Origin of the sequence: Paenibacillus sp. FSL K6-0276, from assembly GCF_037977235.1 — a bacterium.
Classification (GTDB): domain Bacteria; phylum Bacillota; class Bacilli; order Paenibacillales; family Paenibacillaceae; genus Paenibacillus_AQ.
Genome location: NZ_CP150276.1, coordinates 377,092 through 397,879, shown reverse-complemented (window position 1 = coordinate 397,879; position 20,788 = coordinate 377,092). Strand labels below are relative to the sequence as shown.

Genomic DNA, 20,788 nt, shown 5'->3' with positions numbered 1-20,788 from the left:
ATTTTACAGTAATATCCTAAATTATATTCGACAAAATATGTCAATATACCTGCTTTTTCTTTCTTTGTCACACAATATACGCAAATCCCATCGATGAACCCTTCCCTTTGTAAATTATATAAAATTACGGATGCTACATTTTTATATTGCTTTTTAGATGGAAAATGTGGATAATAGCAATAATGATACAAGTTGATAATGATTATCATTATTAAAGAAGTTATTAATTTCACTTTACTATATTTAAGTTAAAAGGAGACTGATCACCCATGAACGTTACCTCTACCCGAACGTCACTACAGGTTGACGATTATCTGGATCTGCTCAATCTTGCCGTTAAAGTTGGAGATTTAAAATGGCAAAAAGAAATTAAATCCAGATTGCAATACATTCTCTGTCTGCCGACAAGATAACCCTTCTGCATATTCGCCGCATTCCTTTTAAGGAATGCGGCTTTTTTTGCTAGTATGATTAACGACCATGTAAGAATAGGAGGATCTCCGGGTCACGTGAGGGTTAATGATATAGTATAATTATCAGCATAATATATTGAATACAAAGTCCTTCAGATTGGAGCGTGTCAGCTTGAAAAAGTATATAGCCTTATTCTTATTGATCAGCGTGTTATGGGTTCCCGGTGCATACGCCGCCGAAATCCCTACTCAGCAGGGATTAGTTACCGATAACGCTGGAATGTTTAGTTCCGCAGAAGCGACGACCATTTCTGCTGCCGCCACTGGAGATCTCGTTACTATGCATGTACTCACCGTAGATTCCTTAAACGGCACTCCGGCCGATAAATACGCTGATGATACTTACGCCTCATGGGGACTGTCCACTCGCGATATTCTCTTGCTGATATCCGCTGGCGATCAGTCCATTGAACTTAATTTTAACAATCCAGGCTTTCAAACCTCGTTAAATGCCTGGTCCCAGAATCAGGGTGGGAACTCAGGAAGTGCTGCTATTACAGCGCTACTTGATACTTATTTCATCCCTTATGCCAGAGAAGGAGACTTCGCTGGAGGGACAAAGGCTTTAATTAAAGCGATCCATTCCATTGGGGAAAGCACCGGGAATACTGGAGGAAGCGCAGGAAGTGGTAGCACAGTTGGCAGTGCGGACAGCGGTACAGGGAACGGAGCCTCCGGCAATCCAGGGACTTCGATCACTACTGGAAATCGCTCCAGCAGCTCCATGTTTACGATTGCCGCCATTCTAATCGGAATCGTATTAATACTACTTGTACTATTCACAGTGATCACAGGTCTGCGTCGACGTAAGCAGCTAAGCGAGCAACAGGAGCAGTTATCCAATTTGCTGGTACAAGCGAATCGAGCACTGGAGTCATTAAAGCCATTTCAGGGGATCGTTCAAGGGAAGACCGAGGTGCTGGTAGAAGGCATCTCAAAACGGGTGTCTGCAAAGCTCGTTGAAATCTCTTCGCTGCAAAGTGATGGTCAAGGTGCTCAGCTGCCATTTTATCGTTTGACTGCCCTCAAGGCAGCCGTGGAACAATTGCAGCAGACAGAAGCCTCCTTCCGCACAGCGCTTGAAGAGGAAGAGAAGAACATTGCTATCATCAGTGAAGCAGATCGCAATGTTAAACAACGTATTACAGAGCTGAAAGAGGATACGCCAGAGCTTGAAGAGCAGCTGCAAGGTGCGGCAAAAGAAACTGGTTATGCACTTCAAGAAATTGTAGAAGAGCTTAAGGAGCTTGCCGAGGAGACCTCAAAGGCAGATCAATTGGAGCTTTTTGACCCTATAGCTGCACAAGAAATTACCGAGGACGCGCAAGAACGACAAGAAAAGATTGAACAAGACCTGAAGGATGTTGATCTCTACGATGGTAAGCTAAACAATTTCCCTACGGTATTAGCTGCTACCCGCACGAAAATTACAGGCATCATCGAACAAAATTCACTCCACAACATGAAGGTAAAACCATATGACCGTCTAGAGCAGGCCCGCGCAGAATCGCTGACGCTTGAAGCGCCACTACGCGTTGGAGATATGGATGAGGTGCGCAGGATTGGCGCCAATCTTGACCTTCTCCTGGATGAGGCTGTTGCTATGACAGAACAACAAGCACTTCTTCGGCAGAACAACCGCAGAGATTTAGAGACATTCCGCACCGAATGGAGCCAATTGAAGCAGCGGAGAGACGGACTGCAGAGCCGGATTACGGAAGCGCGCTTACATTTCGAAGAACAACATGTAGCAACTGTGGAGAACATCCTGACCGAGTGGAGCACGCGCCTTCGGGAAGGTGCGAGTGAAGTGGCGCAGATTGAGAATTGGACCAGCGATGAGCGCGGCGAATATAAGAAGGCCAACAATGCGCTTGAGCAATTGCTATCCTTACAAGATGAGGCTGCAAGGCAGTTCGATGGTGTCTCAGAAAGTCTAAATGCACTCAATGAAAGACTGGATAGGGTCAATCGCCTCTTCTCCGAAGGGCAAAGCCGGGTGGAAGCCACCCAACGAATGCTGCATAGCAGAGGGTTGTCTTCTAGAATTCGCTTCGAGCTATCCTTACTGCCGGAATCCAGTGCACTGGAACATCGCTTGGCATCCCGGCCTTACAATCTTGAGGAACTGGAATCCCTTGGCCGTTCTTATGATTCGCAGATCACTTCCTTTGTGAATGAAGCGAACCGACTCGTTCGTCAGAAGGAAGAGGAAGAACGGCTAGCTCAATTAGCTATGATGAGAGAACAGCAACGTCGAGCGCAGGCTCGCAAACGGATGTCCTCCGGCCCTCCTTCCTCGGGCGGATTCGGTGGAGGTCGTTCCTCCGGTGGTTCTTCCTCGGGGGGAGGCGGCAGCGGTGGCAAATCTTCCGGCGGCTCTTCTTGGGGTGGTGGCGGAGGGAAGTCCGGCCGAAATTCATCTGGTGGGTCCAAGTGGTAGCCCATCTCCAAAAAAAAGACTCTTTCAGCCTACATTCGGTGGAAGAGTCTTTTTTTATAAATTACTGCTGCTCCATTTGTTCGAAGTTGTAGGCACGATACCCATTCTATTTTAACGGAAGATAAATCGCAACGGCTGTACCGACTCCCTCTTCACTAGCTATAGCCACGCGTCCTTTATGAGCAGACACTATTTTTTTTACAATCATGATTCCAAGTCCATTACCATCACATCTGGTCGTGTGAAAAGGCTCGCCTAATTTGTCCAGCACTCCCTGGTTCATACCCTCTCCGTTGTCTGTGAAGGTAATCGCCTGGAATCCGTCCTCCATATCTAGGGCTACTGAAATGTTCCCGCCAAAGGGCAAGGCTTCCATTGAATTTCTTAGGATGTTTTGGAAAATCTGCTTGATCTGGTTGCGGTCACACTCGATCTTAGCATCATAATAGATCTGCGTGTTCAGCGATATATTATTCATCTCCACCTGAATCGCGAAGATACTCAACACTTCCTGCAGGATCGCACTACATTGTTCAGTCCTATAATGCGCAGCCTGCGGTTTACCCAGTATGAGAAACTCACTCACAATGAGGTTCATTCTTTCCACTTCTGACATAATGAGATCATAGTGCAGCAGACGCGAATCTTTATTGGCCAGTTGAAGCATACCTTTGACTGTAGTTAGCGGATTTCGAATTTCATGTGCAATACTCATGGCCAGTTGTCCTGCGACCACTAATTTCTCTGTATTGCGCAGCACTTCTTGCGTTCTTTTCATCTCCGTGATGTTCCGAAGACTTCCAATCACACGAGCCAAGCATCCATTCGAATCATAAATCGGAAGCACATCCAGCATATAATGCTCGAACAAGCCGTTGCTCTCCTGAATCACTTCCAGCCCAGCACATGCTTCTTGCTGTAAAATGACATGCTGAAAATAAGATCCAACATTCTGAATTTCAAACACACTGGCTCCGATAACTGATTCTTGATACTCACCGTCCAAATGAAGCATGGTTAAGCAATTCTCATTTATATTCACGATCGCTCCGCGTTCATCCGTTATAATTACACCCAAGTAATTGGTATCCAATAAAATTCGATTTAAAAGCTGAAGCTGAGCGTTCCCTCTACGCAGCAAAATCTCGCGTTCGATTGAGTCAGCCATCGTACAGAGCAAAGGCAATAGGTGGGGATGCGCCACATCTATATCCGCCATAAATGATATCGTCCCCAATATTTCAAGCCCATCCTCTTTATAAAAAGGAGCCGTACAGCACACTAAACGATGAAGAATGTGATGATAATGGTCTTGTCCCTTCAACTGAAATGGCCGCTGATGTTCGAGACATAACGCAATTGAATTTGTACCCACCTCTTTGTTTAGTTGCACACCTTCTTTGATGCCAACCTGCCCTACGAGATCAATAATTGTTGGATCCCCTTTGAACGCTAATAGATAACCTGCATCATCCGATATCGTAACAAGGATCGGATTACCTTTTACTGAAGAAAGAAACTTATTTACAAAAAAATCAATAACCTCAATCACTTCACTATATACATGGAGTTGTGACCCCAATTCATCTGCAGCATAACATTTTGGAAAAATAGGAGGCTGCTCAGGGTCTATTCCTTGATCAATGCAATGCTGATTGGAAGCCTTAATGATAGTCTCATCCGTCAGTAACCCTGTTGTCTTTTCCAAAGCCTTTACCCCATTCTGTATGAATCTTCAATTTTGCAATACTAATATGTATTCTACTTCTTTCCCCCTAATCCTTTTCAACCCTAAAAAATCAAAAAATCCCAATCATGAAGAAATTTCTTGCAGCACAAAAAAACTCCGCCCTTTAGAGAGCGAAGTTGCGAGTTAACCGTTCTTCTTAATGCTTCGTGTCGTCTAGAAAAGGTTTGTTCACATAATAATACATAACCCCCATCAGAACCCCACCACCAATCAGATTACCGATTGTAACAGGCACAAGATTATGTACCACACCGCCCCACGAAACGGTTCCGGGATGGTCAAGGACCAGTGCAATCGCAAAGGTACACATATTGGCAATACTATGCTCATAACCGGAGATGAAAAAACAGAATACGAATAAGACCATCGCAAACATTTTGGCCCCATCGCCTTTGATATTCATCGGTATAAAGAAAGCCATACAAACGAGCCAGTTACAGAGGATAGCACGGAAAAAAAGCTGACCTGCCGGAGCCCCCATTTTATGTTCAACCACATATAGCAAAAATCCATTTACATCAGAGCTGTAAAACAGCCCTGTTAAAAAAATCAACAGCGCAAATACCGCAGCACCGAGAATATTACCGATATAACTCATGACCCACATGCGTACAACCTCGGACCATTTCATTTTCCGTCTCAAAGCCGTGTACGTGTAATAGAAAGTATCTCCAGTAAATAAGTCTCCCCCACCGTATGAGATTAGGATGATCGCTGCTCCAAAAGTAATCGCAGCCATTGGATACGCAAATGGTGAATGCTCCATATAGAAGTAGTTACCTGTCTTGAACGCTACAATTACACCGAACCCGATAAACATACTGGCCAGCATGGCTCTGGCAATATAGCGCAATACACTTTGCCGATAGATCTTCTGTTTCTTAAGTGCTAATTGTTCAACCTGTAGCAGCGCCTCGTTCTCCATGTGACCTCCTTAGGGATTTGGGTTTTCCAGCTAGTTATGGGCTAATCGTGCAATCTTGCGTTATTATACCCAATAACCAGCTGGAAATCACTTGAACCAAATCATGGTAAAAAAACCTAAGTGTCCTCATTCATTTTCGCAATCGCTTCTGCTCTTTCACTGCTGGCTACGATGATAAGCACGAGTATCAAGCACCCTAAGATCATATGCCTATCCTCACTTCCTCCACATGTAGTCTTGTGACAACTTATGTGCAAGGATAGGGCTTTATGATTGAGTATTGGCGTTTAAAAAAGCCTGTTGAATAAATTCAACAGGCTTCTCGATCTATTCTCTGTATTTCTATTATTGTCAGAAACAATTTAGTTCAAGAAACTGCTCAGTTGACTCTCAGCCTCTCCTTGCTTCAGTGCCTGAGGCTTGTCCGCCTCATTTAGTCCTAAACGATTGCCTAGTTGAGTATTGATTGCCGTCATTTTAGACGTATAATCTTGGCAGCTCTCAATAATACGACGGTTGGACTGTTCTGAAGTATCTAGTGCGCTAAGCAGATCGCCGATCGCTTGATTCACAGCTTCCATAGACATAGAAGGCTTAGATAGCAACTCGGTTGTTTTCTCCGTAGTGGTACGCAGCAGACGTGCATTTTCTTTAAATTGATCTTCAATCGTCTTATTCGTCGCTTCTACAGCGTTGATGACATTCTCCTGATCCGCTAACGACATCGCAATCATTGCCGACACCGTGATCAGATTAGAAGTCTTATCAATAGCGTTATTCACGGAATCAATCAGCTTGTCATTATTGTCATTAATGATGTCTGTAGCAGCAATCGCTTGATTGTACAGCAGAATCATTTCTGTCATCGACTGAATACGAACCATCACTTTACGCAAACCGCGCTCCAGATAAGCTTTACGGTACTCATTCTCAGGCTTCGCGATCTCCACCTCGAACAACTCTTTCAACTTAGTGCCAAAAGCAATTTTGGTCTGGAGGTTATAGATCTCTTCCATGGAGGTGCGTTTCAGCTGACGCATATTCACAATGCTCTCTTCGAGGGTATCTCTACCATCGCGAAGCCCTGTAACAATGGCATCAATGTTCGTGCGGACCGACTGATATTTGTACACGTAGTTCTTCATCGGACTCTTGCGCAGCATTTTGCCGAAGAAGCTTACATTCTTACTCTGCTGTAGATTCTCACACTCATTCCGTAGCTTCATAATCATGTTAGGCACTTCAACTCGTTTACCAGACATCAGGTCATTCACTGGGCGATCCAGCAGCTTCAGGGTTTGACCTGCTTTTTCCTGTGTCTTAACCCCGAGCTTGCCGATATCATCCATCAAGGAATCTAATGTAACTGTATCCGTTTGGGATACCTTCTCAATTAATTGTGCGGCTTCCTCGACTACCTTTTGTTCATCTTCTTTTTTTAATTGGATTAACTGCGTGGACATGGGATTCCCTCCTATAGTTCGGAACTGCTGTACCGCTGATGAATCAGTTCCGCCTTCGTCTGAAGTTCCATCAGGTCTTTATGTTCGATCGTGGAAGCGATATCCGATATTTTGGAATCGACATCTCTTAGACCGTTCAGCAGCATTCTCCGATTCTTCGTCTTTGCTTCACCGCCTAGGCGTAGGAACGGGTTGATTACACCATTCAAATCCTTCAGAATCAATCTACGGACCGTATGATTAATCTCGCCGTTATTCAGCTCCTGCAGCAGCGGAATTACACGTTGAAGTCTTGCGAAGAGCGCCAGTGATTTCTCGACAATTTCATTGTCCAGCGTGTCCTTTTGCCCTTCTGAGATAATCATATCTTCCAGAATGCTAAGATACTCCACAACCGGAGCGAACTCCGGTCCAATCTTCACAGCACCCTCAGTTCTACCGTCATAGCTATGATTACCTGATACAGTTTCATTTGTCGTGTTGCTTAATTGTGGAGCACTCGCAGCGGGTGGCGGAGCAATAGGTTCCGTCACCGGGCCCGCTGGCAACACCTCCGCCGGGAGATTGGTTCTTGGGTTTCTCGTTACCAGAACACCTATCCCCCCACCTGCTAAAGGCAACAGCAGAGAGATGAATTCAGGCAGAAAAGAGCTCGTTAATACAGCGACAACATAGCCGATTCCGGCGTAAAGCAATACTTTTGATTTAAACTGAATTGTTCTCACCTCTTGTGAGCGACTTTATGAACGCTCAATTCACAGCATCCGGAATGACGGATTCGCCGTTTATTTTCATAATCATCGGTTGCTCCAGATGGCTAGCCAATACATCTCCTTCAAAATTCATAGGCTGAACCTCGCCACCGAGTGCGCTTTTGACGGCTAAATAAGGAAAGTTAATCCCTGACAGACATGACATATGCAGTCCACCGGACATTCGTGGGTTAATTTCCAACAACTTTGGCGTATCTCCATTGTATTTCATTTGAATATTGAAATTGAAAGGGATTTTATAAACTTCTGCAACTCTAGCCGCAATCTCCTCCAGTTCAGGAATATGCTCCATCAATCGCAGACGACCGCCCACTTTACGACGTGGCACAGCCACTAACAACTTACCGTTCTCATCTGCCAGACAATCTATACTATACTCGTAACCCTCCAGCAATTCCATAACCATCAAATCAGGGAAAGTCGTTCTGCTTGCAAGAATACGATAGGCATCATCAAACGTAATCAATGGGGTCACATACCCAAAAAGCTCTTGAAGAGGATCACGGGTATTGTCGATAATGCGGAAGCCTAGCCCACCTTCGGTTTCAGTAGGCTTAAAGCAGACACGATGCCCTTTGGCAACAAGGTCCTCGTAAGCCTCTTTAAATTGCTCGGCTGTACTAACTACATGATAATCTGGGATACTCATGATGCCCTGCTCACTAACATTCTCGTAAAATTTACCTTTGTCCATAATGGACTCCAGCAGATCAAGATCTCTGCAGACCAGCACCTTCGTACCAATCGCATCAAACATTGCCACATGTAAAGCAATATCAAGCATATGCAACCGAGGAATAAAAACATCGATCTCATTACGCCGACAGAAATCAACGCAAAACTGAACATATTCTATCCCCTTCAGCGCCGGCTCGGTTTCAGCAAAGTCAGCACCTTGTAGCGACATATGGCGGATATCCGGGTGTGTTGCAAATATTTGAACTGGTATACCATCCTCGTTATTGCGGAGGAGATTCATATAATGGTAAGCCACGGAAAACCAACGATTGAAATAAATATTTACCTTTTTCATAGTGGCCCCACTCCCAATGCAGTTAGATTATTATAGATCATATTTACATACTGCAAAATCTCATCCCCAGCAAATACGCCTGATTCTTTGGTAAACGGATACCTTGATTTTACAAGACCACTCTGCTGCTCTGCAAATATTTCACCATGACAAGGGGCAATAGCATAGTCGGCACTCTCAAGCAGACTCTTATCTAGCAGTGAATCCCCGGAGGCTACCATAGGTTCAGAGCGAACTGTGCGCCGCAAATGAAGTATAGCGTCGCTTTTGTTCACCGCTGCCGGCACAGCGTACAGCTTGCGGCCTTGTAAAGAAACTCTCCAGCCGAGGTTGTAGAGCCGATCTGATAGATTGGTGATTTCATCTAGAGGCAACTGATCCCGATAAACCATGAAGGAATAGAATAGATCATCACAATAATGCTCGCTAATAATCCAATCCTCACGTACAACAGCTTTGATATATGATCTAACTTCTTCAGCCCCAGCAGAGTGACGAGCTACCAATCTACCGATTGATTCTCTCCATTCCTTATCGACAACACCACCGATTAGGATATTTCCCCCATTGCTTGTAACCGCATAGTCAGGTATGACCGTTTCCTGAAACAGATTAATACGCTTATATTGTTGTATCGTACGCGTAGTAACCGGGATAAAAATAACCCGTGCGGTAAGATCCAACAGCTGATTCAATGCCTGCTGCGAAATATAGGATCTTGTCTTTCCCTCTATGATTTCCGCCGGAATTAGACCCGGAGTATTCTCAGGAACACCAATTGCACCTAAAGAATAGATCAAAGTACGATCTAGATCACTAGCATATATCATTCTGTCTCCCCTTTCAGCGGTTTAATTATTCCGCAACAGGAGTACGTCATTCCAGGAAATATCTCAACTGGAACGCCCCGGTCCTTCGCTAAGAGAAGAATATGCCTTAGATTCGGATTATCCATAGTATCGACAAGAATTTTCCAGGGTACTCTGCGCAGTAGTACACGGGTTGTTTCACCAACCCCCGGCTTTACCAGATTAATGTTATCTATGCCGAAAGTCTCCTGAATACTCTGAATATCACGAAGACCCTGCCAAGTGATTTCTGGCGGATGCTCCAGCATCTGTTCACAAGCGCTCTTCGCTTCTGCTACTACGGAAGGAAAATACGGGCAAATTGTATCAATGAATACATTGGACTCGTCCGCATCCAACCACTCCTTATAAAACTTTGAACCATGAAACTCCTCGGGACCAATGAGATCAGCGTGTAACACCGTTCGGCTCATCAGCCCTGATACGGTAGAATTTAAGCAGGCGCTAGGAATGAGATAGTCTTCTCGAGTCCCAAACGTTCCTGCACAGTTTCCCGGATCGGCCAACACAGCAAGATCATCATTTAATCGAATACCATACTTCTCATAGAGGCTGTTGCAAGAATCAATCAGCACCCCACGGATAGCCCCTTTTCCTGTCCATCCATCTACAAACTGCAAGTCAGCATCAAGTCCATGCTTCTGCAGAATGTAGAGTATCGCATTCTCATCTATACCTTTGCCCCGAATAATAGAAATACTATAATGCGGTAGATCTACTCCGTATCTCTCTGCTATATAACGCTTAATGAGTATACCAACTGGTGTTCCTGCTCTAGCTAAAGAGACAAGCACACTTCCTAGCCCTCTTCTTGCGACAATCATTTCAGAAACAATGGCAACAGCTAAAGCTACCTTCTTAGCCGATTGCTGCAGCGTCTCATGAAACAATTCAATATACTGCTCGGTAGGCTGATATTCAACGGGCAGCATCTCAGAATAATGGACACCCGATTGAATAGCTTCCTCCCTTTCTTCCGTCGCCAGCTCCAGCGAAACATTACTAAGATCCTTGAGCAGAAACGTAACATCTGACGGTGGATAGCTACCTAGCGGAACCGGTTCTGCTATTTTTTTGTCCATGACTTTATGATTACTTGTTCCCTTCATACTGGGGGCCTCCACTTCTTCTTTCAGGGGTCAGCACAATAAGATGCACTTTATGGCGGGCCAGTTTCTTCAGTATATCAAGCATCGGTTTCATTCGCTCATGCGGTACATCACGCTCAATCAGCACGAATATATCATCATACTGATCAGGGTCCACATTATAAATAAAGTTTGTAATTTTCGGGTCGCCAGCTGAAGGATATGCCGCAGCACTATGTACCCCGTAATCCGGTCGACGATCAGGGTGGATTGGACTACGAGTAGAGGACTGATATGAAATACCTTCCCCCATCTCAGCCGCTATCCGCATAGGAAGATACATAAATTCCCCTACACCCATCACTAGAGTCCTAGAATCTTCTTCTCGTAGTTCTCTAAGCTGCGCGGCTATCCGGGTTACGCCTAAATCAACCTCATCATTATTCAGCGACTCCAGTCCGAAACGTCCGCTGTATTTCACATAAGGGGATGTGTTGGTGTCACCATATGAATCTATGGATGTCACCTGCAGACGTTCTAAACCGTCCACCACATAGGTTGTCACCACTTCGGATTCCACTGAAGAAGATAACAAATCTTTGTCATTCCTAGCATGAAGCGAAGGCGTGCCTTTTACTTCAATACTACCCTGAAGCAGACACAAGGACTTAATCCGAATCCCCAGTTCCTGTTCTAACTCGCTATAGGTGTGAAGATTATTGCCGCTCCTCCAATCCAAAATAGAAACGACTACATATTCCTCCCGAGGGAATTTGGACTGAATATCACGGATCGTATTAATTGCTGTATTCCCCGTTGTAATCTCATCATCCACCAATATAATCGGCTCAGTCCCTGATAATAGTTCAGCGTTTAAGGCGTAACATAGATGGTCAACCGCATGTGAATGCTCCTCTTCAAAGCTAACAATCGACTCCAAATCGAGAATTTGTTCACGCGTAGTATGAATATATGATGCAGCATCAGCAAACATGTTGTACACACTGTGACCCAGTGCAGTTGCAGTCTCAGCAAAGCCAATAAAGACAACGGGCCTAGGAAGAACTAGCCGCGCGGCTAACAAATGCTGATAGGCTTCCTTGGCAGACTCAGGGTGGATCAGTCCGTGTACAGCTTTATCCAATAAGTCTTTCATACAATCATTATCCGCAGAATCACCATTCATCTCCTGATATAACAGCAGTCCCAGTGCAGCCCCACTTAACAGCGGGGTGTATGGATTGACTGGGATATGTTTACCAAGTACCTTGCTGACGAATAGAAAAGAGCGCTTCTTATTAATTCGGGCCGCCATGGAGAATAAAGCATCCACAGGCATATGAAAAGGGTTAGATGTTTCGGTAACCGCGACCTGCAGGTTCTCGACTATGTTATACGTGTGTAAATTCGTTTTCGGGTAATAATCCGACAAAATGCTGTTGTTCATGTAACACCCCGTATATTTGTGATCGTAATAAAATCCGTTTTGCCCAGTTCAAATGTGGCTTGATTTCATTCATCTTATTAGAATATTGACTCTTGAAGACTCCAAGGCTACCATCATTACTCTCTACGATACTGCAGGCGTCAACATATTCCTCGTGCATTACCGTATACATGGCCTGAACAGGTCTGAGGTGAGAGGGATGTATAATCGTCTTCCCCAAGATCCCATTTTCCTTATCTAAAATCACTTCACGAATAAGCCCATCCATGCTGCTAGAAATGTAACTATTTCGCATGTCGCGGCCGTTTTTACCATAGGTGTCCTCAAACGGAGTCTGCCGTAGCTGTGGCCTGAGCACCCGATGCCCTTTATTCGCAAAATATTCCCAGACTGGTCCGGAAATTACATACCCTTCTTCCACTCTACCAAAAATATTAATAATATCCGATATGCAGTCTCGAATAGGGGTAAGATCATAGATACTAATATCAGGACTACGACGCAGTCCGAATAAACTAGAGAAATCTGTTGCTCCAATTCTAACGTTTAACACATATTCGCGATAGTTCCCTAGCAGATTACGAATAGATACAAGACTCTCTACCCGGCTCTCCCGGTAAATAATTGGCGCACTTTCCAGTATTGGCATGCCATACAGCACAGGGTCTGAGTAGCTTCGCGTTCTATTGTAATCGGCTATCGCCTCAAAATATTGGATTCCGTTGTCGACCGAAAACTTAGGAAAAACAAAACCCGTTAACATCGTAACCAAAGATCCTAATCGAAAAATCAGCTGCCGCAGCTGCTCTGGATTACGAACTCGGATGAAAAGAAGCGGAAGACTATCACTCCCACCTGGTTCATTCTCCGCATATGCGGCGAGAAAAATAAGATGCTGGATGAGAGACTCCTCTGCATGGTCAACCTCGTTATCTCCAATTGCATCCTCCAGATCAATAATAACGGTTACAAGTCCTGCACTTTTAAGCTTCACAATGTCTTCAGGAACACTAGCACGAGTTGCCGGCATATAAAGGGCAGCACCCACAGCATGAGCCAGCAGATCCTTGCTCGTAGTATGGTTAAATGAAATCGGAGGATTATAAAATAAGGCTATTTCTTGTTCTTTCGTCAGGTAATCGAAGTATCTCAAGATGGTTCCCCCTTATAGTTTTGCGAAGCCAAGCAAAACAAACATAGGCCTCTCCTATAGAGAGTGGCAGAACCAGCTATACCCTATCCGGTTCTCTCATATATAAGTGAAGGCCTACGCTATAAACATATACGATTACCTGAAAGCAGGTGTTCAACTAACTTTAAAATCGTGCATTTCTTTGAGCTTCTTTTTTCTTACGCAGTACGCTGTAAAGTATCGTACCACCGAATACAAGAATAATAATTGAGAAGAATAATACATGTGGCATTTCGTATCCAAAAGCGCCTGCGAGCATTTTACCAGCAATAATGGCAATAAGCGCAAAAGCAGCACGCTCTAGTTCCGGAATTTTATCAATGAGCTTCAAGAATAATTGCGCTACTCCCCGCATCATCAGAACGCCTATTATACCACCCATAAAGAGCACCCAAACCTGGTTGCTAACTCCAAATGCAGCGATGACACTATCAATACTGAAAGCAATATCCATTAATTCAACAAGGAGAACCGTCTTCCAAAAAGAGAAGCCTTTATTCTCAATCTTGTCATCGCCACCGCCCTTAAATAACCCGCTATAAGCGATATAAAAGAGATATGCTGCACCGAGAACCTTAACCAACATGAATTTGATAAGAAATGTCCCGAGACCGATAGCCAAAAATCTGAATACATAAGCTCCTATAATACCGTAAAAGAGTGCCTTCTTCTGTTGTTCTTTAGGTAAATGCTTAACCATGACGGCGAGCACAAGCGCATTATCTGCAGAGAGCAGCCCTTCCAGCAGAACTAAGCTACCAATAATGCCCCAGCTAACCGGGTCAGAGAGCGTACCTACCACATCGCTCCATGAGAAAAAATGACCGTAGTTCTCACTAATATTTCTAAAAAAATCAGCGAACCAATCCATTACACTCGCGCCTCCGGAAAAATCGTTTATTTACTGCCAGCAACCCAGCGCAGTCCCCATCCATAAGCTTCATCAATTTCCCGATGACCACTGTAATACTGGACCAGCCGTTCAACACTGAATGTCTCATTACTCACATTCCGGAATAATGCGATAGCACACATGCCTTTGCGATTGTTATGCTCGTCCATATTGACAATAATATCGGGTCCACCACTCTGGGTAATCGTGACAACACCGTCAGCTTCTGACCAATTGGTAACGCCTTTATAAATAAAAGAAAAAATTAGAATTCGTTCAATTTCGGCAATTTTACTACCATTAATCCGTAGATTCTCACCGGTTGTTACAGAGCCTGTTCGATCATCTCCATCAAGCATGACATAAGGAGGCTGGTTTAACGAGCCAAAAGCATTACCTAGCGCTTGAACTACTCCCTTACTGCCATTCTTCAGCTCATATAGACAAGCAAGATCTAAATCCACACCGTTTTTACGACTAAAAAGCCCTCCACCCTGCTTCTGATTCCAGTTGAGGTTAATTAGCAATTCGCCCAAACCACCAGCTGATTTCTTCAGGTTAATCGAATCACCTTTTTTCTTGAGTTCGATTTTCTTCAGGTTGAGATTGATCGGTGGAGGTGATACAGGTGAAGGTGTAGCTGAAGGCAGAGGTGGAATCTGAAGCTTAGGCTCCGCTATCGGCGCTGATTGACGTTTAAGCTCTGGCTTTGGAGCAGCAGGCGCCGGTGCCGGTTCATCGTTCGCTTCTATCCCGAAGTTCCGACACAGTTCCTGTAGACCACCAGCAAAACCTGCAGCAATGGCGCTGAATTTCCATTCGCCGTTATATCTATATAATTCTCCTACCACAACAGCCGTTTCCACGGAGAAATGATTTTCAAGATCACATCGGAGAAGCTCCGCACCTGTCACTTGATTCAGAATCCGAAAATAGGCCTGATTTACCTGCCTAAAACTTTGACTTCGCTTCTCGCCATCATAAATGGTAAGTGTAAACGCGAGTTTCATCACATCAGAAGGAACTTTGTTTAGCTCCACGTCAAATTGCTTGAGATTGTTTGATGTGGGCACTTCCTTATATCTGATATAAGGCGTAGACGGGTTATTATAAAATATCAAATCCTCATCTTTGCTTACTTTACCTTGCGCTCCAAGCAGAAAAGCTGAAGTATCAATCTCTAGTGAAGATGGCGATTGCCATCCGATCTCTACTATAAGAGAATCAAGTCCAGGGTGTCCTTTAGTTAAATCAACCTTTTGTCCTTTGACAACTGTAATACCCATTCTTACACCACCTTTATAAATGGAGCAAGCATAAACGCCTTCGGCGTCCTTATAAGGACGGCAAGCGTTTAAGCGAGAAATATAAGACATAAAGTATCGTGTGAAACTTATACTTTCTTATATTTTTAAATAACCCCACAAAGTGGAGTTTATACTTCACGACCTATTCCATGTCCTTTGTGGGGAATCCATAATTAATCAAGTATAAACGCCTTCGGCGTCCTTATAAGGACGGTAAGCGTTTAAGCGAGAAATATAAGACATATAGTATTGTGTGAAACTTATACTTTCTTATATTTTAAAAAAAGGGCAGGATCGGTGATGACCCCGCCCGGAAAATGCTATTGCGCGTCCAGCCCATAATTTTTACACAATGCGCTAAGGCCGCCGCCAAAACCACTACCTACTGCCTGGAACTTCCAATCCGCACCATTACGGTAGAATTCACAGAATACAACTGCCGTCTCTGTTGAGAAATCTTCACCCAGGTCGAAACGGAGTACTTCACGATCTGTGGAAGCATCGACAACACGTACGAAAGCATTGGATACTTGTCCAAAGTTCTGTGCACGAGTTTCGTAATCATAAATCGTTACGGTTATACCAATACGCTGAATATGGGTAGGGACTTTGCTGAAATCAACGATAACTTGCTCGTCATCTCCGTCGCCTTCTCCTGTACGGTTATCTCCCGTGTAGATTACAGAACCTGCACCACCATTTGGGTTGTTATAGAATACAAAATCATCTGCACCTTTAGCTTTGCCGTCTTCATGAAGCAGAAACGCTGAAGCATCGAGGTCAAAATCTTGACCTCCACTATACTTGTTAGTGTCCCAGCCCAATCCAACCACTACCTTTGTTAAACCTGGATTAGTCTTGGTAAGATCAATCCGTTGTCCTTTGGAAAGACTGATCGTCACTGACATAACCTTCTTTCATGAGTAGATTCAGTTCACTGTGTAACTACAAGATTTATTGCAAGCCGTAATCGCGAGTCAAACCGCTCAAGCCGTCTTTGTAGCCGCTACCGATCGCATTGAACTTCCACTCTGCACCATGACGGTATAGCTCGCCGACAACAACGCCAGTTTCAATAGAGAAGTCTTCACCCAAATCGAAACGGATTAGTTCTTCATTGTTCAAATCATTTACGATACGTACATAAGAACGAGAAACTTGTCCGAAGTTTTGGCTTCTTGCTTCAGCTTCATAAATTGTAATAGTAAAAGCTACCTTTTCTACATCCGCCGGGATGTTCAGAAGATCCACTTGAATCTGCTCATCATCACCATCGCCGTCACCAGTACGGTTGTCACCTGTATGAACAACAGAAGCGTTCTCGTTCTGTTTATTATTGAAGTAAATGAAATTAGTTTCTTTTTCAACTTTGCTGTTAGCATTAGTCAAAAATACGGAAACGTCCAAATCGAAATCTTTACCGCCGTCATATTTATTAGTGTCCCAACCAAGACCCACTGTGATTTTGGACAGACCTGGATTTGTTTTCGTTAAATCGATCTTTTGACCTTTGGATAGATTAATTGCCATGATAACATTCCTCTTTTCTTTTATTTGGATTATACGTAGCGTTCTGCCAGTTGATTGATATGTGCCGCGTGACTACCCTCACCAATTGCAGCGAACTTCCATTCTCCACCTTGCCGGTAAAGTTCCCCACAAATAAGCGCCGTATAGCCATTGTAATTATCAGATAGGTTGAAGCGGATCAGCTCATTATTGCCTACAGCATTCATCACACGGATATAAGCTGATTTGATCAGTCCGAAATCCTGTTTACGGTTCGTAGCATCATAAATATTCACAACTACCAGAACCTTGTGCACATCGGAAGGAATGGCATTCAGGTTGACCATGATTTGCTCATCGTCTCCGTCTCCATCACCCGTGAGATTGTCTCCGGAATGAATGACAGAGTTACAAGGGCTTTGCTTATTATGGAAGCACACCAGGTTACCCTTCTTAATTAGCTTACCATTCTCGTTCAGCATCAGCGCTGAAGCATCACAGTCCACGTTGGCCTGTTTCTTCACACCGAAGAATCCTCGAGCCGGCTCAGCCGGATCCCAACCTAAACCTACAATTACGTTAGATAAGCCTGCATTACCTTTTGTGAGGTCAATCTTCTGACCTTTTACCAGATTAATTCCAGCCAACTTTACGTACCTCCATTCCCTAAAAAGAATCACCACTATTAGTCTAGCTTTTGGATGTTATATGAGTGATACGCTAAAGAACTAAATACGTTTCATCCGAACTCATGTATATGGTTTTACATCGTTTATAAACTGAACTCGCCAGGGTTTAATCCCAAGACACCGCAAATATGCCGTACTACCGCTTTTTCATTGTCATCAAAATCACCATCAGCTGATCCAATAGCTGAGCACACACCCACAATTACGCGTCCCACATCCGGTTTTCCGGTAAACTTACCGATTGCTTTCAGTGCTTCCTGCTTACCGATTTCTGGTGAGAACTCAAAGTTACTTACATAAAAGTTGAACTGGGTAATGACGTCTCTCATGTCAAACACCTTTAGTTCATTACTCATATTCATATAGCCAGCCATTTTATTCTTTTCAGTTTCTTCTATCTTACCGTCTGCAGCAGCAACCAAGGCGCAGCCCGCAACTACCGCATTCATGAAATCTTTATTTTTGAATTTCTTTACTTGTTCTGTTAATCCGTTTTTGGTTGTGTTCAACCAGCTTTTAAATGTGCTCATCGTATTCTCCTTCTATCACTGCAAGATTATGATAACAAAAGATATCCCAGAGCCTCCTCTCCACGTATCCGACAGAATTTTCATAGTAGATCCTTGAATCACGGTTTACTCTTCTAATATACCTGATAAAATAGCAATATTCTACTTTTCCAAACTCTTACAGTACTTTTGATAGAAAAGATTGTGTCCGTTCTCGCATAGGATTCTCGAACATTTGCTCTAAACTTCATTCCTCCAACATTTCCCAATTGAACATAAAAAAGGCCCTGCCAGAGATTCTATCCTCTCTAGCAGTGCCTTTAGCACATTTAATTGGGAATTCTATTAAAGAATGATATCCCCATCATAAGAACCAATCATTTTGTACAGGTCCGGCCGGCGATCACGGAAGATGCCCCACTCGATCCGTCCGACTTCCAAAGCATCCAGATCGAATTCGCTTACCAGCACGGTTTGCTCATCTCGGCCTGCTTCAACAATTTTATTGCCTTGCGGGCCTGCAATGAACGATGAACCGTAGAAATTAATTCTCGAATCCTCATCAATTTCTTCACCGATACGGTTGGAAGCCACGACTGGAATAAGGTTAGCAGCTGCATGTCCAAGCATACAGGTCTGCCAATGATCCTTGGAATCGATCAATCCATCCTGCGGTTCAGAACCAATAGCCGTTGGATAGAACAGAATCTCTGCTCCCATCAGACTCATTACTCTAGCCGCTTCTGGATACCACTGATCCCAGCATATACCTACGCCAATCTTGGCATAGCGGGTGTTCCATACCTTAAAGCCGGTATCTCCCGGATTAAAGTAGAACTTCTCTTCATAACCTGGACCATCTGGAATATGACTCTTGCGGTATTTGCCAAGTATCGTTCCATCGGCGTCGATTACAGCCAGTGAGTTGTAACGGGCGTAATTCTTTTTCTCATAAAAACTGATTGGCAGTACTACCTGTAGCTCCTTGGCCACTGCTTTGAAATGATTAATCGCTTTGTTATGCTCAAGCTCTGTTGCATACGCGTAATAATCAGCTTTCTCTTTTTGACAGAAATACGGGGTCTCGAACAGCTCCTGCAGCAAAATAATTTGCGCACCCTGTGCCGCTGCTTCTCTAACCAATGTTTCGGCTTTGCTGATATTCTCATCAATATTGCTGGAACAGCTCATTTGTGTCGCAGCTACTTTTACATTTCTCAAGTGTCTGTCCTCCTTGTATATAAATGTCCCTCTGGACGTTTAGTTTCTTTCAATTATTGCTGAGCCGGCATTTGCTGCGTAGTGCAGTGAACATTCCCGCCTTCGGTGATGACCGCCATACCGTTAACTGTACGAATCTTGCGGTCTGGGAACAAGCCAGCCAGCACTTCCTCAGCAAGTTTGTCTGTTTCCACCGCTGTACCGCCAAACACAGGTAATATAATCCCGCCATTTACGAAATAAAAGTTCAAATAACTAAGCGTCAGACGGCTGCCGTCATGATCCACCCGTGGTGGCTGCTGAATCTTGATAATCTCCAGCTTACGCCCTTTGGCATCTATAGCGTTCTCCAGAATACGCAGATTCTCCTGCGTAATTTCAAAATTCTCATCCTGCGGATCCTCGCAGACTTGAATAATGACTTTGCCTGGAGCAGCAAAGCAAGCAATATTATCGACATGACCATCGGTTTCATCGCCACTTAGGCCACGCTTCAGCCAGATAATAGCTTCTGTACCTGTATAGTTCCGCACGTACTCTTCAATATCCTCGCGCTTCAGCTCTGGGTTGCGGTTCGTATTGAGTAGACATTCTTCTGTAGTAATCAAGGTGCCTTCTCCATCTGTATGAATAGAGCCACCTTCCATCACAAGCGGCGCATCAAAGCGTGTGACTTGCGAATGTTCGAGAATCTGCGGAGCCACTTCGTCATCCAGATCCCAAGGTGAATATTTACCACCCCAGGCATTGAACTTCCAGTTCACGCCTGCCAAAGCACCGTCTTTATTAACAACAAAGGTAGGCCCGTTATCACGCAACCAAGCATCGCTATGCTCTATAGGCAGCAGCGTTACATTCGGTCCGCCGACCAGACGCTCTACCCTTTCCACGTCCTCCGGGTTAACGATGACCGTAATCGGTTCAAACTCGGCAATGGCTGTGATGATCTCAGCATAACCTTGGCACACAGACTCATGGTTATCTGGGAAACACATGGATTCCTGCACCGGCCAGGAGATAAAAGTACGTTCATGCTTGCCCCATTCCGGTGGCATTGTATAGTTCAATTCTTTAGGATTCATGTGTTAACTACCTTTACTATTATATTTGGAGCCAGCCTATCCTTGGAACTCCTTCCTCATCATACAATAATATGTTCTAGTGCTCAATTCCCTAGGACACTAATAATATTGGAAGGAATTCGG

Annotated in this window: 19 protein-coding genes; 2 read left to right on the top strand and 17 right to left on the bottom strand. The window is 44.2% G+C overall.

The genetic code is table 11. From position 1 onward, the window contains the following. Positions 1-269 precede the first annotated feature (269 nt). Positions 270-413, top strand: coding sequence for a hypothetical protein (locus MHH52_RS01815; protein ID WP_313638997.1), 144 nt, complete (start codon positions 270-272; stop codon positions 411-413). 172 nt (positions 414-585) lie between these two features. Beyond that, complete coding sequence (locus tag MHH52_RS01810; RefSeq protein ID WP_340006282.1) at positions 586-2,916, top strand: septation ring formation regulator EzrA; 2,331 nt, start codon at positions 586-588, stop codon at positions 2,914-2,916. A 106-nt stretch (positions 2,917-3,022) separates the two neighbouring features. On the opposite strand, the gene MHH52_RS01805 is transcribed toward MHH52_RS01810, so the two are convergent. The 17 genes from MHH52_RS01805 to MHH52_RS01725 all read right to left on the bottom strand — a co-directional run bounded on the left by MHH52_RS01805 (position 3,023) and on the right by MHH52_RS01725 (position 20,665). Further along, positions 3,023-4,624, bottom strand: coding sequence for an ATP-binding protein (locus MHH52_RS01805; protein ID WP_340006280.1), 1,602 nt, complete (start codon positions 4,622-4,624; stop codon positions 3,023-3,025). Between the two features lie 178 nt (positions 4,625-4,802). Continuing rightward, the gene (locus tag MHH52_RS01800) at positions 4,803-5,591 is read right to left on the bottom strand and encodes a formate/nitrite transporter family protein (RefSeq protein WP_340006278.1); all 789 of its coding nucleotides are present in this window, start codon (positions 5,589-5,591) and stop codon (positions 4,803-4,805) included. Between the two features lie 362 nt (positions 5,592-5,953). Continuing rightward, positions 5,954-7,054, bottom strand: a complete 1,101-nt coding sequence (locus MHH52_RS01795) for a toxic anion resistance protein (protein WP_042184271.1) — start codon at positions 7,052-7,054, stop codon at positions 5,954-5,956. Between the two features lie 11 nt (positions 7,055-7,065). Next, on the bottom strand, positions 7,066-7,770 hold the full coding sequence (locus tag MHH52_RS01790) for a hypothetical protein (RefSeq protein WP_313639026.1): 705 nt from the start codon (positions 7,768-7,770) through the stop codon (positions 7,066-7,068). 34 nt (positions 7,771-7,804) lie between these two features. Then, positions 7,805-8,860 (bottom strand): ATP-grasp domain-containing protein, encoded by a 1,056-nt coding sequence (locus MHH52_RS01785; RefSeq protein ID WP_340006276.1) that lies wholly within the window; start codon positions 8,858-8,860, stop codon positions 7,805-7,807. Continuing rightward, positions 8,857-9,690, bottom strand: a complete 834-nt coding sequence (locus tag MHH52_RS01780) for an HAD family hydrolase (RefSeq protein WP_313638991.1) — start codon at positions 9,688-9,690, stop codon at positions 8,857-8,859. Before MHH52_RS01780 ends, MHH52_RS01785 begins: the two co-directional genes overlap by 4 nt. After that, positions 9,687-10,838 (bottom strand): cysteine protease StiP family protein, encoded by a 1,152-nt coding sequence (locus MHH52_RS01775; RefSeq protein WP_340006274.1) that lies wholly within the window; start codon positions 10,836-10,838, stop codon positions 9,687-9,689. The genes MHH52_RS01780 and MHH52_RS01775 overlap by 4 nt, the downstream gene beginning before the upstream one ends. Next, a complete protein-coding gene (locus MHH52_RS01770; protein WP_340009448.1) occupies positions 10,822-12,132 on the bottom strand; it encodes a phosphoribosyltransferase family protein in 1,311 nt (436 codons plus the stop codon). The genes MHH52_RS01775 and MHH52_RS01770 overlap by 17 nt, the downstream gene beginning before the upstream one ends. A 76-nt stretch (positions 12,133-12,208) precedes the next feature. Next, complete coding sequence (locus tag MHH52_RS01765) at positions 12,209-13,417, bottom strand: HpcH/HpaI aldolase/citrate lyase family protein (RefSeq protein ID WP_340006273.1); 1,209 nt, start codon at positions 13,415-13,417, stop codon at positions 12,209-12,211. Positions 13,418-13,580: 163 nt separating this feature from the next. Next, entirely contained in the window at positions 13,581-14,327 is a 747-nt protein-coding gene (locus MHH52_RS01760) for a TerC family protein (protein ID WP_340006272.1), read from the bottom strand. A 26-nt stretch (positions 14,328-14,353) separates the two neighbouring features. Continuing rightward, positions 14,354-15,634 (bottom strand): TerD family protein, encoded by a 1,281-nt coding sequence (locus tag MHH52_RS01755; RefSeq protein WP_340006270.1) that lies wholly within the window; start codon positions 15,632-15,634, stop codon positions 14,354-14,356. Positions 15,635-15,975: 341 nt separating this feature from the next. Further along, the gene (locus tag MHH52_RS01750) at positions 15,976-16,557 is read right to left on the bottom strand and encodes a TerD family protein (protein ID WP_313640520.1); all 582 of its coding nucleotides are present in this window, start codon (positions 16,555-16,557) and stop codon (positions 15,976-15,978) included. A 52-nt stretch (positions 16,558-16,609) separates the two neighbouring features. Further along, positions 16,610-17,185: a TerD family protein gene (locus MHH52_RS01745; RefSeq protein ID WP_340006268.1), complete on the bottom strand. Its 576-nt coding sequence runs from the start codon at positions 17,183-17,185 to the stop codon at positions 16,610-16,612. A 29-nt stretch (positions 17,186-17,214) separates the two neighbouring features. Further along, on the bottom strand, positions 17,215-17,811 hold the full coding sequence (locus tag MHH52_RS01740; protein WP_313640522.1) for a TerD family protein: 597 nt from the start codon (positions 17,809-17,811) through the stop codon (positions 17,215-17,217). A 125-nt stretch (positions 17,812-17,936) separates the two neighbouring features. Next, positions 17,937-18,383, bottom strand: a complete 447-nt coding sequence (locus MHH52_RS01735) for a tellurite resistance TerB family protein (RefSeq protein WP_340006266.1) — start codon at positions 18,381-18,383, stop codon at positions 17,937-17,939. A 324-nt stretch (positions 18,384-18,707) separates the two neighbouring features. Then, positions 18,708-19,583, bottom strand: coding sequence for an N-carbamoylputrescine amidase (aguB, locus tag MHH52_RS01730; RefSeq protein ID WP_340006264.1), 876 nt, complete (start codon positions 19,581-19,583; stop codon positions 18,708-18,710). A 53-nt stretch (positions 19,584-19,636) separates the two neighbouring features. Continuing rightward, positions 19,637-20,665, bottom strand: a complete 1,029-nt coding sequence (locus tag MHH52_RS01725) for an agmatine deiminase family protein (protein WP_340006262.1) — start codon at positions 20,663-20,665, stop codon at positions 19,637-19,639. Between the last annotated feature and the right edge of the window lie 123 nt (positions 20,666-20,788).